This window comes from Bacteroides sp. AR20, assembly GCF_964250605.1.
Taxonomy (GTDB): Bacteria; Bacteroidota; Bacteroidia; order Bacteroidales; family Bacteroidaceae; genus Bacteroides; species Bacteroides uniformis.
Map to the genome: position 1 here is coordinate 49,343 of NZ_CAXUGK010000008.1, position 18,354 is coordinate 67,696.

An 18,354-nucleotide genomic window follows, 5' to 3' on the forward strand; every position below is an offset into this window, starting at 1 on the left:
ATCAGTCTATATTTTAAAATTTCAAGTTAACACCAAACAATACGGTACGGGGACGGGGGTAATAACCTAAATCAACGCCCGATACCCAACCTTGTCCGTTATCTCCTTCGGGACCATAACCTATTTCCGGATCCATGCCGTCATATTTGGTAAATGTGAACGCATTCTGTACCTGAGCATAGATACGGCACTGGCTGATGACCTTACATCTCAGTAGCTTGGCAAAGTCGTAGCCCAAAGTAATGTTACTGATTCGCAGGTAATCACCATCCTGCACATAGAGGTCTGAGAACTGCCAGTTGAGATTCTGGTCTGTGACACGAGGTATGCGATTGCTGGTTCCCTCTCCTGTCCAACGTCCTAAAATTGCAGTAGTATAATTGGCTTGCTTGGAGGTATGGTTACGATAGCTCTGGACAATCTGCTGTCCGAAAGCACCGTTGGCCACTACAGAGAAATCAAGTCCTTTCCAGTTGAAACCGAGATTGAAGCCCATAGTGAAATCAGGAATACCGTTACCAAGATCGGTCTTGTCAAGCTCGTTCACCCGTCCGTCATGGTTGATGTCCACAAACTTCACGTCACCTGGTTGTACGTCAGCTTGCAGCACACCGTTACCAGCCTTAATCCAATCCTCTATTTCTTGATTGTTTTGGAATATGCCTGCTGTCTTGAAACCATAGAAATAACCGATAGGCTTACCATTCTCGGCACGATAGAATTCAGGAGTATTGTCATACAACTGGTTGGTAGAGCCATGAATGATACCATCGTCGTTAGGAATCTCTCCGACCTTATTCTTATTGTAGGCACCGTTGATACCGATATTGTAACTAAAGTCTTTGCCTATTTGGTCATTCCAAGTAAGATTGAGTTCCACACCGGTGTTTTTCACTCCACCGCCATTAATATAAGGAGCACCTGCTCCGGCAGTAGCAAGAATAGGAGCCACCACGAGCCAGTCTTTAGTATCTTTAATGTAGAAATCGAAATTAACACCCAGGCGACTGTTGAGGAATCGGGCATCAAGACCGATATTGGTCTGCTGTGAAGTCTCCCACTTGATGTCAGCATTAGCCAGACGACTAGGGTAAGCTCCCCAGTTGGTTCCGAGCTGTGCCGCAGCATCCGAGTCGCCGTAACCGCTGCCGAAAAGATAGTGTGTATTGGTACTCTTGATAGGAGCCAGATATTGGAATGCGTCAATGTTGGCATTACCCACTTGTCCCCAGCTGGCACGTATTTTCAGGAAGTCGAGCCAGTTTTGCGTACTTTCCATGAATTTTTCGTTAGTAATGGTCCATCCTGCCGATACCGAAGGGAAGTAACCAAAACGGTTGCCTTTGGCAAAGTTGCTCGAACCGTCTGCACGCAAAGTAGCATTGACCATATAAGTTTCTTTCCAGTTCCAACCCAATCGGCCGAAATAGGACACCTTGCGGCTCTCGGTATGCGGATTGCCACTGACACCCAAGCCGTTGGTCGAATCGGAGGCCGTTCCGTTGCCCACAAAAGCATGCTCCCAATCATCAAAACCTTCTTTCAACATACCATTTTTAGCTTCGATATAAGTGCCCTCGTAACGATAGGCTTCCATACCCAGCAAGGCGTTGAACGAATGTTCTCCCATAGTCCAGTCATAAGAAGCCGTATTGGTCCATGTCATACCCAAAGAGTGATTGGCATTTTGAGATACGGTAGTACGTTCTTCATTATATATATATTGGCTGAACTTGTAGAGAGGCTTGAAACTACGGTATTCGCTGGAACCATAAACCACACCGAATACAGACTTTATCTTCAAATTCTTGACAGGCTGCAATTCAGCATAAACATTACCGGAAAAAGTAGCCGTTTTGTTCTCATTGTTGCTGTCGGTCATCATTAAACCATAAGGGTTTCCATCACCTTTATTCCAGTCACTGGTACTGGTGTCATTGTAAGGCGAATCATAAAGATTATTATCGCTATAGACAGGAGCGATAGGCGATGTTCCGAATGCACCGCGTAAGGTATTATTATATTGGTTGCCTACACTGATACCGTTATTCATCTTATATACAAAACTCACCTGCTCGCCCACTTTCAAAATATCCTTGAAAAGTTTGTGCTCGCTGTTCACACGGAAATTGTAACGCGAATAGTTAGACACATCCGAACCGCCGACAATACCTTCCTGACTCATATATCCTAACGAAAGGGCATAAGTGGAAGTTGCGTTTCCACCAGTGACACCCAGCGTATAGCTCTCCGTTGTGGCATTATCTTTGAACATAGTATCTACCCAATCCGTATCATACACATTGCCATTGGCATCGTAAATAGACTGGTATTGGCTCCAATCGTAAGCCGAAAGTCCGCTATTCAAAGCCTGCTCATCCATAATGGCCATATACTCTTTTGCATTCAGCATATTAGCCTTACGAGCTACATTCTGTATTCCATAATAAGCATCGAAACTAATCTGCGCTTTACCTTCGCGCCCTTGCTTGGTAGTAATAAGCACTACACCATTAGCACCGGCCGAACCGTAGATAGCCGCACTAGCCGCATCTTTCAGTACATCTATACTTTCAATATCGGCAGGATTCAAAGTAGAAATATCACCACCCACACCATCAATCAGATAAAGAGGAGCACTATTTCCCACGGTACCAAGACCACGGATACTCACTTTCATGTCAGCACCCGGTTGACCGGAAGTCGAAGCAATACTTACACCCGGTGTCTGTCCCTGCATAGCCTGCAAGGGATTGGTTGTATTCATCTTGGCTATTTCGTCACCCTTCACCTGAACAGTGGCACCCGTCACCAATTTCTTCTTCTGGACACCATAGCCCACTACAACCACTTCATCCAACATTTCCGTGTCCTCCTTCAGCACCACATTGATGACGGAAGAAGTACCTACCTTGATTTCCTGTGATTGATAACCGATGTAAGAAAACACCAGTGTCTGTCCTTGTTGGGCACTTACCGAATACCGGCCATCAATGTCGGTAATTCCACCCGTAGCGGTTTCTCTCACCTGCACGCTGACACCTATCAACGGCTCACTATCCGTAGCCGATGTCACAACACCCGAAATGGTCTTGTTTTGAGAAGGATTAGCCTGCAGGCTACTGATTGCAGGTACAAGAAACAAAAGTACCAATGCAACACGGCATAAACGCAGATTTATGCACTTTTCCAAGAATGTTTTTCTCATTGTACATTATTTAATGGTTAATATCAAAGATTCATTGTGTTCTTCAATTAATACCAAAGAACTCGGATGCAAATGTATGGAGGAACAAGAAAAGAATGTCGAGAAATTGTTACGAAGAGTATATGATTTCGTTAATCAAGGCTTCTAAAATGTTACTAAAAAAGGTATAATTTGTTTTCCGTCCCTTCTCTAAGCCTTTTGAAGAGGGGCTATTCTTCCCATTCCCCTCAATACCGGAATTGGTTTCACCTCACTTTTCCATCCCCAATATACTTTCTCCGGAGTACAAAGAACCATTTCTTTCTAAAAACGTTCTCAAGGAAGAACAACCTAAAGCTTAACAGATAATGAAAAAATTAGTAGTATTTGCAGTACTTGCCGCAATCGTGGCAAGCTGCGCCGATGACAATCCGCCCCAGATAGAAAAAAGCAGTGAGTTGGTATCACCACGACTTTTGATGGACGTGTCCACAGAAAGCGGACAAAGCCCGCTGACCGGCATACTGACCATCATGCCCTGCAAGGCGGGCACCTCTATTTATTATGGAAACTACATAAACCGGAAGCTGACACCTTTTTACGGTTACTACCAAGTTAAAGACGGAGCTTTCTATAACGATGGCGTCAATCGAGAGTTATCCTTACCCGCAGGTCTCTATAACATGATTTATTGGGGAACCCCTAAATACGAGGAGCCGATTTATGCACATCCTCTCATGAGGGACCCGGTCTACATCTTAGGCGAAGACATGTCCCGGCAACACTTCTCCCTATTCAAAATGGAAGCGGACACAACCTATTATCCGGTATTCGACCTGGTACACGCCGTCCAGCCTGCCAACATTGGAAGTGAGGACCTGAAAGCATCCCTCAAACGGGTAGTGACCGGACTGAAAGTAATCATCAAGGACAAGAACAACGGCATCCTCAGTTCGAGCATCGACAGCATGGTGGTGCGCATCACCAATATTGCTGGAGAACTGAATTTCTACACCGCCGCTCCTCAAGGAAGCCCACGCACAGTAGCCTTCCCTCTGGTCCGTTCCGTCGACGGTACACAAATGAGCAACGCCACCGTCATGCTCTTCCCTTCTTTCGGGAAACCGGAATTCCAGATGAGCATCATACTGAAAAATGGAAACGTGAAAAGTTTCAAGCAAACATTGAACGGACCTTTGGAAGCAAACTCCAAACTGACCCTGACCCTCACTCTGGGAGACATCTTTTCCGAAGAATCATCCGGAGAATTCACCCTTGACAACTGGAACGAGGAAAGCCAGACAATCGATGTCCCTTCATTGGATTGAGCTTGCAGCATCAAGGAAAGATAGAACGGTGCGCGTCCATCTTATAAAAAGGCAACGTGAACCAGAAAGTGGAGCCCTTGCTCAACTGTGACTCCACCCCTATCTCTCCTTTCAGTTCCTTCACAATGTTTTGCGAAATGGCCAGTCCCAGTCCGGTACCTTGCTTAAAGGAATCCAGCTTCACAAAGCGGTTAAAAATCCCCTGCGCATTCTCAGATGATATCCCCGTCCCGGTATCGGTGACATAAAAACGGATATAGCTATTTTCGGGCATTCCGTAACCAATGGTAATGCTACCGGCAGCAGTAAACTTCAGCGCATTACTGATGAAGTTATTGAATACCTGAGTAATTCTGCGCTGATCGGTATACAGCAGCAAACCGGGCAATGGCGTAACCGTGACCAGACGCACGTCTTTATTGGTCAGCCTGATACTTGTAGCCTGCTCTATCTCGGACACCATTTTATTGATATCCACGTTAGCATAGACATACTCCAATGTACCGGCTTCTATCTTCGACAAATCCAGAATGTCATTGATGAGCTGCAACAGCAGTTCATTATTCCGCTCTATAATATCGAGATACTCCACCCGTTCTTCCTCAGACACTTCCGTGGCCAAAATACTCGAAAAACCAACTATTGCATTGAGCGGAGTACGTATCTCATGACTCATATTGGCCAGGAAAGCCGATTTTATCCGGTTGGACTCCTCAGCCTCCTCTTTGGCCAGACGTAGCTTGCGCTCCATGATTTTCAAATCAGTAATGTCCCAAGCAGTATAAACAATCCACTTGCGACCATCAGAAAGCTTTATAAAATTATTGTTCTGGAAGGTAAACCGCTCCTCGTTCTTCTTGGTAAAAAAACGTCGTATACCTTCTTGTGGAATCCCCGTCTTGACCAACTCTTCATCCTCCTTCCTAATTAAAGCCGCAGCCTCTGGCATTGTTTCAAAATCCGTCTTGCCTATAGCCTCTCTGGCCGAACATTCAAAGAGTTCCTCTGCCTTTTTATTCCAAAAAGTATAGCGCATCCCATCATTCACATCCTTCACTTTTGCCGCAATGGGAAGATTATCAAGAATGCCTTCCAACAGTTGCAGATACCTCTCCCGGTCCCTTTCCCTCAATTTCTTCATCCGCCTCTGCATGAAGAAAAAGAAGAGGCACAGCACCAATGTACCTAAAAGAATGGAAATATAGACCATCTCTCTTTGAACAAACCCGTCGGGAATATCAAGCCTTTCCTGCAAGGTGAAAGCAGTATCGAAAAGTTCGGGGCTTTCAGCCATTTTGTCAGCCAATGCCGGATGAACAAAGATTATACAAAAAGAGAAGAATATCGTCAGTAACCGAATACTTCCGAGAGGTAAAAAAAAAGGAACATGTTTTGTCATAATTGGCAAACATTTAATAATTAAATAGTTAGATAAGATTCCAGCTACTGCAAATTTAGAAAAAAATAAATGCGAAAACAGTATCTACGAAATAAATTTGCATTTTACACCCATTATTTTGTATTTAATGCCGAGAAGAGAATATTTTGAGAATAACCCAATACAAAAGGATGATACAGCACAATCAGCTAATGCCTATATGAGCTTATCAGGAAGGAATCGTCGCTTTTCAAAACATGAGATTAAAACCTTTTTTACGTCCAGTATTGTATTTCTCAATCTCTGACGCAAATGATTTTTTCAGCTGCGCTGCCATAAAGTCCAAGAAAGGCTGACTGTTCTCATCTTCTTGCGACTGCCGCAAAGAAAGAATATAGTCGCCCCTATCTTCTTTAAAGATTTTCGTCGGAAAAAGATGATGGCAGAACTGGATATAGTTCATCAACAAACGAGCCGTTCTCCCATTGCCATCTACCCACGGATGAACGGTTACCAAATTGAGATGAGCATTGAAACTCAATTCATATCGTTCCCGAAATGTTTCCATATTCTTTTGCTTTTCTCTCAATATAGAACAAAGTTCTTCTACTTTAGCGGGAACTTTAGGATAGCTCATATAAGAACACCCGCCCACCCCAGCAGTAACGCCGCACAAACGAAATTCACCTTTAGAAGAATCAAAAGAACCGCCCATTACATTATATACACTCCCAGTAGTACGCATTAGAGCAGCATTCAATTTTTGTAAGAAAACAGGCGTAATTTCCGCATTTTGTGCACTTTCTTCTTTGGCGAGTTCGTATGCCTTCTTCAAATCCTCATTCATCAGATGATAGACCAACGGCTTTCCTTTAGCTGTTACCCCCTCATCAAAAAGCAACTGGGTATCCAATTCGGTAAGTGTAGAGCCCTCAATAGCAGTAGAATGGGTAATAAGCGAATAGAGGTAGTACTTTTCATAGTCTACCGACTGACTGATACCAAGCCTCACAAATTCTTGATTCAGTACTTCTATCTCTTGCCAGATATCTGTTCCCATGAGCAAAGGGCATAAAAGATAAGTATAAAAAGAAAGCGGGAAAAGCATTAAAACTTTCCCCGCTTCTTTATTTCGTACCCAGACCCGGGGTCGAACCGGGATGGAAGTGAATCCACTGGTGTTTGAGACCAGCGCGTCTACCGATTCCGCCATCTGGGCATGTTTGACTTCTCAAATGCGGTGCAAAGATACAGCTTTTTTCTAAACCTGCAATACTTTTCCTAAAAAAAGGCGAAAAAAACGATAAAACCTGCTTGAATCATTCCTTGTTTGTAAAATATGCAGTACATTAGCAGAAACTTTTAAAATCAATAGCATGGTAACCAATAAGGATAATTTCTGTGTAATTATGGGCGGAGGAATCGGCAGCCGTTTCTGGCCATTCAGCCGCAAGACACTTCCAAAACAGTTTCTGGATTTCTTCGGTACAGGACGTTCCTTGCTGCAGCAAACCTTCGACCGCTTCAAGCAGGTAATCCCCATGGAAAATATACTTATCGTAACAAATGACTTGTATGCCGACCTTGTAAAAGAACAGCTTCCCGAACTTAAACCCGAACAGATTCTACTGGAGCCGACACGCAGGAATACAGCCCCCTGCATTGCGTGGGCTTCCTATCATATCCGCGCCTTGAATCCGAACGCCAATATAGTGGTAGCTCCTTCGGACCACTTAATCCTGAAGGAAGGCGAATTTCTGGCAGCTATCGAAAAAGGGCTGGACTTCGTTTCCCAATCGGACAATCTGCTGACACTCGGCATCAAGCCCAACCGTCCGGAAACCGGATATGGCTATATACAAATAGCCGAAGCCGCCGGTGATAATTTCTACAAGGTAAAAACCTTCACTGAAAAGCCCGAACTGGAACTGGCAAAAGTATTCGTGGAAAGTGGAGAATTCTATTGGAACTCTGGTCTGTTCATGTGGAACGTAAATACCATCATCAAGGCAAACGAAGCCCTGCTGCCCGAGCTGACTTCCAAACTGGCCCCCGGCAAAGATGTGTATGGAACAGTCCAAGAGAAACAATTCATTGATGAGAACTTCCCTGCTTGCCCCAATGTCTCCATAGACTTCGGCATCATGGAAAAGGCAGACAATGTATATGTGTCATTAGGCGATTTCGGCTGGTCTGATTTAGGAACCTGGGGGTCTTTGTATGATTTGTCTCCCAAAGATGAAGCAGGCAATGTAGCCTTAAAATGTAAATCCCTCATCTATAATAGCAAAGACAATATCGTGGTGCTGCCCGACAACAAACTTGCAGTTATCGACGGTTTGGAAGGTTATCTCATAGCCGAGTCGGACAATGTATTACTGATTTGCAAGAAAGATGAAGAACATACCATCCGCAAATATGTGAATGATGCCCAGATAAAACTGGGAGAGGAATACATTTAAATTAAAAATTAAAGGATAGGTGCCGAAGGCAAAAAAATAGCGGGAGCTGGATGAAGTCCAACTCCCGCTTCCGTTTATTTAGGGGAGGAAAATAAACCGATTAAAGCACTGCACGGATAGCTTCTGCCACAGCCTTGAATTCTTCGTCCGTCAGTTTCAGTTTGGGATTGGAGAAAAGCATATCTTTTTCGTTCTGCATAGGAATCAAATGTATGTGCGCATGAGGCACTTCCAGCCCCAATACCGCTTCTCCTACCTTTCTACACGGAAAGGCCTTGCCGATGGCAAGCGCCACTCTCTTGGCGAAAACATGCATCGCCGCCAAATCCTCATCGTTCAAATCGAAGATATAATCCACTTCCTGCTTGGGAATGACCAATGTATGACCTTTTACCAACGGATTGATGTCAAGGAACGCAAAGAATCTGTCATCCTCCGCCACCTTGTAGCAAGGTATTTCACCTGCGATAATTCTACTGAATATTGTTGCCATAGCTATAAATTATAAAATAAGGCAAGCCCGTATGCGGACCTGCCTTCCTTTAAAAGGATATGTTCACTACTTCCAGGTTAATCATGCCCTGCGGAACTTTAATTTCTGCGATGTCACCTACTTTCTTGCCAAGCAGACCTTGTGCAATCGGAGTATTGACGGAAATCTTTCCTTCCTTCAGATTGGCTTCACTTTCGGAAACGATAGTATAAACCATCTTCATGCCATTCTTCACGTTCTTAAGCTCTACCTTATTGAGAATCTGTACAGAATCGGTTTTCAACTTCGACTCATCAATAATCTTAGCGTCGGCAATGGTCAGCTTCAAGTTGTTAATTTTCATCTCAAGCATACCTTGAGCTTCCTTGGCAGCGTCATACTCTGCATTTTCCGACAAATCACCTTTGTCACGCGCTTCGGCAATGGCAGCCGATATTTTGGGACGTTCCACCGTCTCCAGGTGTTTCAATTCGGCCATCAATTTCTTGTAGCCGTCTTCTGACATATAAGCCATACTTTTTCCTCCTTAAATGTTATGTTAGTTTTTAATGGTACTATAAACAAAAAAGAATTCCAACATGGTCAGCATGCTGGAACCCTCTTTCCGATTTTCCTTTGCAAAGATAGCCTTTTATACAATGCGTGTCAAGCATAAAAGGCTGCTTTGTAACATATTTAAACGAAAACTTCTTATTTATAACATGTTACAGCAATGCTTTCACTGCCGCCTCCAGGTCTTTAATGCTCTCTCCACGGGCACTCAACTCATTGTTCTTGTTGACCAGGAACACAGAAGGCACATTCTTCACATTATAAGAAGCCGCTATAGACGAATAAATTCCATTGCCGTCGCGCACACAAATCCAAGGCAGATTGTCGGCAGTTGTTTTCCAATAGTGCTCGTCTGCATCCAGAGAAACCTGATAGATTTCCAATCCCTGGGCGGCATACTTGTCGTACAAGTCGCGCAACATATAATTATGTGTAGCAGAAACGGCACTCTGATAAACAGTGAAGTCCACAATAACAGCCTTGCCCTTCAGTTCGCTCAACTTACGTGTATTGCCCTTCATGTCACGCAGGTTAATGTCGATGATGCCGGTTTCGGAAATTGCCTCTTCGGGGATTTCCACCACCTTCTGCTGCGGAGTACGGGTATTCTTCATTCCCTTTATCACAATATTGTAGAGGTTCTTGGAGCGGTCGGCATCCGGATAATAATTGTTCAGGCTGGTTGCCACGGCTGCAAAACACTTAATGTCTTCCTTATTGTTCAGAGGGTCGAAAATCAAATAATTATTCAACTTCTGGAACAAGGCGAAATAGGCAGCAGCCGTATTGGGAGCGGCAAAAATATAGCTGATTTTCACTTCATCCTTATAGTTCTTCAATAAAGAGGCAAGACTGTCCGCAAAAACATCGGCACCTATCTTATGTGCCTGCACCGACTGCAGCAATGCATTCACATTATCCTGAAGCTTCATCAGCTTCAGCGTCAAGTCCTTTATCTTCGAGCTATTCGGAGAACCTTCCACTGTATAGGCAGTGGCGAAATCGGTATAAGGTGCCTTTACCAAAACCGTTTCCGTCGAATCTACCGAGAAATTAATAACCTTGTCGTCTACCCGCAGACGGTAAAATTCCGGAGACACCGGACGTACCTGCTTGAAGTGGAAAGAGCCATCCCCTTCCAGTTTTACAGAATCCAAAGGAACAATACCTTCCAATGCCGAGGCTTCCAAATAAAGCATCTTGCCGTCGGCACCAGACACTTCACCCTCTACTTTGAATTTCGGTTCGGAATTACATGCACCCAATGCTATTGCAGCAAGTGCCATAAAAAAGATTTTCTTCATATCGTATCTTCAGTTTTGTTTTGCAAACGTGCCTGCAAATATACTTCTTTTCAAGTTCAGTCAAAGCATTTTCCCTCGTTCTTCCATATAGAAAACTGCAAAAAACAACTAAATACAAACTTTTTATCTCATTCCCACCATTTTACATGAATAAATTATGTATCTTTGCACGAATTTTGAAAGAAAATTAGATATAAAACATTTTTTATGATTAACCCAATTGTTAAGACGATCGAGCTTCCTGATGGCAGAACCATCACGCTCGAAACGGGAAAGCTGGCAAAACAGGCAGACGGTTCTGTAATGCTTCGTATGGGCAACACCATGCTTTTAGCTACTGTTTGTGCCGCCAAGGACGCAGTTCCCGGAACAGATTTCATGCCATTACAGGTAGAGTACAAAGAAAAATTCTCCGCATTCGGACGTTTCCCCGGCGGTTTCACAAAGCGCGAAGGACGCGCTTCTGACTACGAAATCCTCACTTGCCGCCTCGTTGACCGTGCTCTCCGCCCCTTATTCCCTGATAATTTCCATGCAGAGGTATACGTAAACATCATTCTTTTCTCAGCAGACGGCGTAGATATGCCCGACGCTCTGGCCGGACTCGCAGCTTCTGCCGCACTTGCAGTTTCAGATATCCCCTTCAACGGACCTATTTCCGAAGTACGCGTAGCACGCATCAACGGACAATTCGTCATCAACCCTACCTTCGAACAACTAGAACAAGCCGATATGGACTTGATGGTGGGCGCCACTTATGAAAACATCATGATGGTGGAAGGCGAAATGGACGAGGTTTCCGAGCAGGACTTGCTGGAAGCGATGAAGGCCGCACACGAAGCCATTAAGATTCAGTGCAAGGCACAGATGGAACTGGCAGAAGAAGTAGGCTCTACCGTGAAACGCGAATATTGCCACGAAGTGAACGACGAAGAACTCCGTAAGGCCGTTCACGACGCTTGCTACGACAAGGCTTATGCCATTGCCGCTTCCGGAAACAAGAACAAGCACGAACGCATGGATGCTTTCGATGCCATCCGCGAAGAATTCAAGGCACAGTTCTCCGAAGAAGAACTGGAAGAAAAGGCAGCCCTCATCGACCGTTACTATCACGATGTGGAAAAAGAGGCGATGCGCCGTTCCATTCTGGACGAAGGCAAGCGCCTTGACGGACGTAAGACGACCGAAATCCGTCCTATCTGGTGTGAGACCAGCTACCTGCCCGGCCCTCACGGTTCCGCTATCTTTACACGTGGCGAAACACAGTCTTTGTCTACTGTGACTTTAGGCACCAAGTTGGACGAGAAGATTATCGACGACGTATTGGAACACGGAAAAGAACGTTTCCTTCTGCACTACAACTTCCCTCCGTTCTCTACGGGCGAAGCCAAGGCACAGCGCGGTGTAGGCCGTCGTGAAATCGGCCACGGCCATCTGGCATGGCGTGCATTGAAGGGTCAGATTCCTGCAAACTATCCGTATGTAGTACGCGTGGTATCCGATATCCTCGAATCAAACGGTTCTTCTTCCATGGCTACCGTATGTGCCGGAACTCTGGCATTGATGGATGCAGGTGTGAAAATCAAGAAACCGGTATCAGGTATCGCCATGGGATTGATTAAGAATGCAGGCGAAGACAAATATGCCGTATTGTCCGATATCCTCGGTGATGAGGACCACTTGGGCGACATGGACTTCAAGGTGACCGGAACAAAAGACGGTATCACCGCCACTCAGATGGACATCAAAGTGGACGGTCTGTCATACGAAATCCTCGAAAAGGCATTGCTGCAGGCTAAAGAAGGCCGCGAATATATCTTGGGCAAAATCACCGAGTGCATTGCCGAGCCTCGCGAAGACCTGAAACCTCACGCTCCGCGTATCGAGACAATGACCATTCCCAAGGAATTCATCGGTGCTGTCATCGGCCCTGGTGGAAAGATTATCCAAGGTATGCAGGAAGAAACCGGTGCTACCATTACTATTGAAGAAGTGGACAACATCGGTAGAATCGAAATCGCCGGTACCAACAAGAAGAGCATCGATGATGCTATGCGTATCATCAAAGGGATTGTAGCTGTCCCCGAAGTAGGCGAAGTCTACAAAGGCAAGGTACGCTCCATTATGCCTTACGGTGCATTCGTTGAATTCCTGCCGGGTAAGGACGGCTTGCTCCATATCTCCGAAATCGACTGGAAACGTCTGGAAACAGTAGAAGAAGCCGGTATCAAGGAAGGTGATGAAATTGACGTAAAACTTCTCGACATCGACCCGAAGACCGGAAAATTTAAGCTGTCACGCAAAGTATTGCTTCCGAGACCGGAAAGACAAGAAAGACCGGAAAAGAAATAAGAAATTTCTTATTCTTTAAGTATATAAAGCCTGGTGGAACCCCATCAGGCTTTCTTTTTGTCAATACTGCCAGAAATGGCTCTGAAAAAACAAGGCATAATGCTTGCATATTCCAAAAAGATTATGTTTTTTTGCTATGTAAAGCCTTATATTCCATAAAGAACCTCAATTAATGTCCGGTTTAAGGAGCCTACATACTATGAATCTTTTCTCACGCTTTTTCCAGGAAAACCAAGAAAAGTTTTTGGCTTTTGCTTATTCTTATCTCAGGGATAAAGCAGAAGCGGAAGACGTTGTGATGGAATCCATGATTGCCTTATGGGAAAACCGAGACCGCTGGGAAGAAAACAGTAACCTGCATGCCCTGCTGCTGACCATCATAAAGAACAAAGCCCTGCACGTACTCGAGCACAAGCAGGTGCGTCTGCGAGCGGAAGAAACCATCAGCAGCCACAACCTGCGCGAACTGGACTTACGCATCTCCACCTTGAAAGCCTGCGAACCGGACCAGATATTCAACACGGAAATACAGCATATCGTAAATAAGACCTTACAGGAAATGCCCGAGCAAAGCCGGAAGATATTCATGTTGAGCCGATACCAGAACCTGGCAAACAAGCAGATTGCCGATAGTCTGGACATATCACTTAAAACCGTAGAGGCACACATCACCAAAGTGCTGCGGATTCTCCGGCTGAGACTGAAAGATTATCTTGTTACCATACTCATAATATTAATATCCTAAAAAATGCTTCTACGGAATAGGGTTACCGCCCACTTTCCGGTTATATATACAAAAGGTAAAAAGAGCACGTTTTAGAAAAGAAATAAATTATTGACAATGAACCAAGAGCTATTATATAAATATTTCAAAGGTATTACTTCCGTTGAAGAAGAAAAGATGATACTCGACTGGATAGACGCCTCGGATGAAAACCGGGACATCTTCCTGAAAGAGCGCATGATATACGACATTTCCTTGTTCTCGGACAAGCAGGGAAACAATGAAAAGAAAACGGTGCACATCATGCCGATGCTCCGCTGGGCGGCCCGTATAGCCGCCGTCACCATTGTCGCCATTGCCGGTTATTTCATCACCTCCGACTTTTTATATAACAAGGAGGTGCAGTTGCAAACAGTCACTGTGCCTGCCGGACAACGGGCCCAAATTATCCTCGCCGATGGAACACGCGTATGGCTGAACTCCAAGTCCACCATGAAATATGCCGCCAACTTCGGACGCAACGAACGAAATGTGGAATTGGACGGAGAGGCCTACTTTGAAGTAGCCAAAAACAAGAATATCCCATTCTATGTACATACAGAAACGAACAAGGTAAAAGTTGTAGGAACGAGTTTCAACGTCTGTGCCTACAGTGGGAGCCATGAGTTCGGAACCACATTGGTGGAAGGTATCGTCGATATCTATCCGGCCAACAGCAGCCAGATAATCACCAGGTTGCAGAAAGACGAGGTATTTCTCAATGAAAACGGAAAATGTAGAAAGGCCGTCCTTCCTTCCTATGAATATCTACGCTGGAAAGAGGGACTATACTGTTTTGACGACGCTCCATTCAGCGGTATCCTCGGTAGACTGGAGAAATACTATAATGTAAAGATAACCGTTGCCAGTCCTCAACTGCTGAACTACGGCAGCTTTACCGGCAAGTTCAGAGAGCAGGACGGCATCGAACATATACTGCGGACCATCTCGAAAGACCATCCTTTCAAGTTCCGCATCAACGAAGAAAAGGATTCAATTGTTATATATGAGTAAGAAAAAAAGATCGGAAAGTACCCCCATACTTTCCGATCCGAAACAGTCAAAAATCGACCTTAATCAATTTATTAACTTAACACAGTGACAAAGATATGAGAAAAATTTTGTTGATGAGGCTTTTTTATCTAAAAAAATTAGATTTTAAGCAATTATTGCAAACCTATGAAAATCACATTATTCCTTCTCCTGCTTGTTATATTTCAGGTGTACAGCGGGAACTGCTACTCTCAGAATGCCAGGGTCAGCATTCAAAATGCCCGGCTGAGGGTAGGGCAAGTTCTCGAGCAAATTGAATCGCAAACAGAATACTTATTTGTATATAACAAACAGAACGTCGATGTACGCCGTACCGTCGACATCAATGCAAGCAACCAAACTGTTTCCGAAGTACTTGACCAAATGTTCAAAGGGACAGACATCAAGTATGTGATGGAAGGCAAAAACATCGTTTTAACCAAAAACAGCAGGAGTGCTGAGGATAAGACAAACACTCTGCAGGAAATGGCTATTGTAAGAGGAAAGGTGACGGACTCCAAAGGCGAACCGATTATCGGTGCCAACATTCTTGAAAAAGGGACCGCCAATGGTGTTATCACCAATACCGAAGGAGAATTTAGTATGAATATCCCTCCTTATGCCACTATTGTCGTATCCTACATCAGTTATGAGCCGCAAACCATTGCCCTGAACGGTAGAAATAATCTCCACATCCGGATGGAAGAAAAGAACCTCGCCCTGGAGCAAGTAGTGGTAACCGCCATGGGTATCCAGAAGAAAATGTCCTCATTGACCTATTCTACCCAACAGATAAGCAGCAATGAGCTGACCCGTGCCAAAGAGCCGAACATGATTAATACACTGGCAGGAAAGACGGCCGGAGTACAAATCAATAAAACCGCCAATTTAGGAGGTTCTGCCAAAGTCGTCATTCGCGGTGCACGCTCTGCATTTGCCAGCGGCAACAACCAGCCCTTGTACGTAATTGACGGTGTTCCTATGCTGAACAGCTCAACAGAATCCACCTCCACCGTAATCGGCGGTAACTACGATGGATTGAACCGTGATGCCGGTGACGGGATTTCCAACTTGAATCCGGACGACATAGAAAGCATCAACATCCTGAAAGGTTCTTCTGCCGCCGCGCTTTATGGTTCGCAGGCAGCTAATGGCGTCATTCTGATCACCACTAAAAAGGGAAAGGCCGGACTGCAGCGCGTTACATTCTCCTCCAACCTGACCGTAAGTCACGCCATCAGTACCCCCGAATTCCAAAATACATACGGCCGGAACGAAGATGGCGGTACGGCAAGCTGGGGTACAAAAGGCAATGTAACGGACTATGACAACATAGGCGAGTTCTTCAGCAATGGCATCACCACTTTCAATTCGCTGGCTATCACTACCGGAAATGAAAAGGTACAAACTTATTTCTCATACGCCAACACCACGGCTAAAGGAATTGTGGACAATAACAAACTACAGAAGAATAACCTGAACCTACACGAAACGGCCAGCCTCTTCAACAACAAGCTGAAACTGGACGGCATTGCAACACTAATGACCCAAACCGTCAAGAACTCCCCTGCTACCGGCGGCTATTATCTGAATCCGCTGGTCAGCTTGTACAGTTTCCCACGTGGCGTAGACATGAGCACTTACAGAGAAAACTTTGAAACGTGGAATGCCGACCGCAATATGATGACACAAAACTGGATTGAAAAGAATGGAGATGGTACCGTCAGTGAATGGGGACAGAATCCCTACTGGCTGAAAAACCGCGTGCTCAGTGGCTACAAGCGTTATCGCGCTGTGGCATCGGCCAGAGCCAATCTGCACATTACGGACTACTTCAGCCTGCAGGTACGGGGTAATGTGGATTATATCAGTGATAAATTCGACAATAAGATGTATGCCACTACAGCTCCCAACATCGCCGGCAAATACGAGGACAAGGAAAACGGACGTTACATCTGGTCGGACAGCCAGGAAATCCAAGTCTACGGTGACGCAATGGTCTTGTTCAACAAGGAATTTGATGACTTTTCCCTCAATACGGCACTGGGAGCCAGCATCAACATGAGTAAAGTCAATTCACTGACGATAGACTCAAGGCTTGCTTCCCTCTACAAACCGAATGTATTTACCGTCCCCAATGTAGTGATGGACTCCAAAGCAGCCGTAAATCAGAGCATCGACAGCAAACGCACGCTCCAATCAGTATTTGCCACCATGCAGTGGGGCTGGAAAGGACTACTATACTTGGACATTACCGCACGTAACGACTGGTCATCCACATTAGCCCACACAGACAGCAAGAATACCGGATTCTTCTATCCCTCCATAGGAGCTACCTGGATTCTTAACAAAACCTGCTCCCTGCCCAAATGGATAAGTTTTGCAAAAGTGCGCGCTTCATGGGCGGAAGTCGGTAATGACCTCCCGATAGGAATCACCAATCCGGTAGACATCATCATGGTAGGCGGCAGTATCAATGTAAATACCGTAGAACAGCGCGGTGACCTGAAACCGGAAATCAGCAGCTCCATCGAATTCGGTACAGAATGGCGCTTCTTCCATCACCGCTTCGGAATAGACTTCACTTGGTATCAGACCAATACCAAGAACCAGTTGTTGAGAATGGACAATCCTACGGGCTCCACCTATAAATACCGGTATGTCAATGCCGGAAAAATACGTAACCAGGGTTTTGAACTGACGGTAGACGCCACTCCGCTACTATACAGAAACTTTTCGTGGAAGAGTCTCATCAACATGTCCGCCAACAAGAACAAAGTAGTGACCCTGCATCCTGACTATCCAGAATTTTCCTACTACGAAGAAGGTTTCAACGCAGGCTATCAGATGCGCGTCAAAGAAGGAGGCAGCCTGGGGGATATTTATGGAAATGCTTTCCGCCGTAACGAGGATGGCAGCATCATGGTTGATGAAACCAGCAAAAGGCCTTTAGGAAATACCGGAAACAAGGATTTGCTTGGGAATGCCAATCCTGACTTCACCATGGGATGGAGCAACACACTTACCTACAAGAACCTGGAGCTCTATTTCCTGATAGATTTCCGCTTTGGCGGCGAAGTCATGTCACTGACACAGTCTGAGTTGGATGCCAACGGCGTGACCAAAGTCACCGAAGATGCCCGCACCCGGGGATATGTAGAATACCAGGGACAGAAGTTCAACGACCCGAGAGCATTTTACAGCGCAGTAGGCGGCAGAAATGCCATCTCCGAATATTATATGTACGACGCAACCTGCATCAGACTCCGTGAAGTATCACTGAGCTATTCTTTCCCGAAAACGATACTGGAAAACAGTAGATTCATAAAGGGAATCGACGTATCATTGGCAGCGCGCAACTTGTGTTTCTTAAAGAAGGAAGCACCGTTCGACCCCGATGCAGTAATGTCCGTAGGCAACAACAATCAAGGAGTAGACGTGTTTGGCATGCCTACTACCCGGAATATCGGCTTTAACCTAAGATTAACCTTTTAAAATGAATA

Annotated in this window: 12 protein-coding genes and 1 tRNA gene; 6 read left to right on the forward strand and 7 right to left on the reverse strand. The window is 45.1% G+C overall.

From position 1 onward, the window contains the following. Window positions 1-13: 13 nt before the first annotated feature. Entirely contained in the window at window positions 14-3,208 is a 3,195-nt protein-coding gene (locus ACESTD_RS06220; protein WP_373158791.1) for a SusC/RagA family TonB-linked outer membrane protein, read from the reverse strand. A 347-nt stretch (window positions 3,209-3,555) separates the two neighbouring features. Here ACESTD_RS06220 and ACESTD_RS06225 point away from each other — a divergent pair, with 347 nt between their 5' ends. After that, window positions 3,556-4,515 (forward strand): FimB/Mfa2 family fimbrial subunit, encoded by a 960-nt coding sequence (locus tag ACESTD_RS06225; protein ID WP_005833650.1) that lies wholly within the window; start codon window positions 3,556-3,558, stop codon window positions 4,513-4,515. Window positions 4,516-4,525: 10 nt separating this feature from the next. Here ACESTD_RS06225 and ACESTD_RS06230 read toward each other — a convergent pair whose 3' ends face one another. From ACESTD_RS06230 to ACESTD_RS06240, 3 genes are all read right to left on the reverse strand, one after another. Next, a complete protein-coding gene (locus tag ACESTD_RS06230; protein WP_373158790.1) occupies window positions 4,526-5,914 on the reverse strand; it encodes an ATP-binding protein in 1,389 nt (462 codons plus the stop codon). A 229-nt stretch (window positions 5,915-6,143) separates the two neighbouring features. Next, window positions 6,144-6,953, reverse strand: coding sequence for a Fic family protein (locus tag ACESTD_RS06235; protein WP_034525383.1), 810 nt, complete (start codon window positions 6,951-6,953; stop codon window positions 6,144-6,146). A gap of 75 nt (window positions 6,954-7,028) precedes the next feature. Further along, window positions 7,029-7,112, reverse strand: a tRNA-Leu gene (locus ACESTD_RS06240). Between the two features lie 157 nt (window positions 7,113-7,269). Between ACESTD_RS06240 and ACESTD_RS06245 the strand changes: the two genes are divergently transcribed. After that, a complete protein-coding gene (locus tag ACESTD_RS06245; protein ID WP_005824399.1) occupies window positions 7,270-8,355 on the forward strand; it encodes a mannose-1-phosphate guanylyltransferase in 1,086 nt (361 codons plus the stop codon). Window positions 8,356-8,455: 100 nt separating this feature from the next. Here ACESTD_RS06245 and ACESTD_RS06250 read toward each other — a convergent pair whose 3' ends face one another. The 3 genes from ACESTD_RS06250 to ACESTD_RS06260 all read right to left on the reverse strand — a co-directional run bounded on the left by ACESTD_RS06250 (window position 8,456) and on the right by ACESTD_RS06260 (window position 10,704). Then, window positions 8,456-8,848: an HIT family protein gene (locus tag ACESTD_RS06250; protein WP_005824396.1), complete on the reverse strand. Its 393-nt coding sequence runs from the start codon at window positions 8,846-8,848 to the stop codon at window positions 8,456-8,458. A 49-nt stretch (window positions 8,849-8,897) separates the two neighbouring features. After that, window positions 8,898-9,362 (reverse strand): transcription elongation factor GreA, encoded by a 465-nt coding sequence (gene greA / locus ACESTD_RS06255; protein ID WP_005824394.1) that lies wholly within the window; start codon window positions 9,360-9,362, stop codon window positions 8,898-8,900. A 190-nt stretch (window positions 9,363-9,552) separates the two neighbouring features. Next, window positions 9,553-10,704, reverse strand: coding sequence for a thioredoxin-like domain-containing protein (locus tag ACESTD_RS06260; RefSeq protein WP_373158789.1), 1,152 nt, complete (start codon window positions 10,702-10,704; stop codon window positions 9,553-9,555). Window positions 10,705-10,911: 207 nt separating this feature from the next. Here ACESTD_RS06260 and pnp point away from each other — a divergent pair, with 207 nt between their 5' ends. The 4 genes from pnp (at window position 10,912) to ACESTD_RS06280 (ending at window position 18,346) form a co-directional block, all read left to right on the forward strand. Then, a complete protein-coding gene (pnp, locus tag ACESTD_RS06265; protein ID WP_005824386.1) occupies window positions 10,912-13,056 on the forward strand; it encodes a polyribonucleotide nucleotidyltransferase in 2,145 nt (714 codons plus the stop codon). 172 nt (window positions 13,057-13,228) lie between these two features. Then, window positions 13,229-13,801, forward strand: a complete 573-nt coding sequence (locus tag ACESTD_RS06270; protein WP_005833682.1) for an RNA polymerase sigma-70 factor — start codon at window positions 13,229-13,231, stop codon at window positions 13,799-13,801. 96 nt (window positions 13,802-13,897) lie between these two features. Beyond that, window positions 13,898-14,833: a FecR family protein gene (locus ACESTD_RS06275; protein WP_005824380.1), complete on the forward strand. Its 936-nt coding sequence runs from the start codon at window positions 13,898-13,900 to the stop codon at window positions 14,831-14,833. A 165-nt stretch (window positions 14,834-14,998) separates the two neighbouring features. Next, window positions 14,999-18,346, forward strand: a complete 3,348-nt coding sequence (locus ACESTD_RS06280) for a SusC/RagA family TonB-linked outer membrane protein (RefSeq protein WP_057087456.1) — start codon at window positions 14,999-15,001, stop codon at window positions 18,344-18,346. Window positions 18,347-18,354 lie beyond the last annotated feature (8 nt).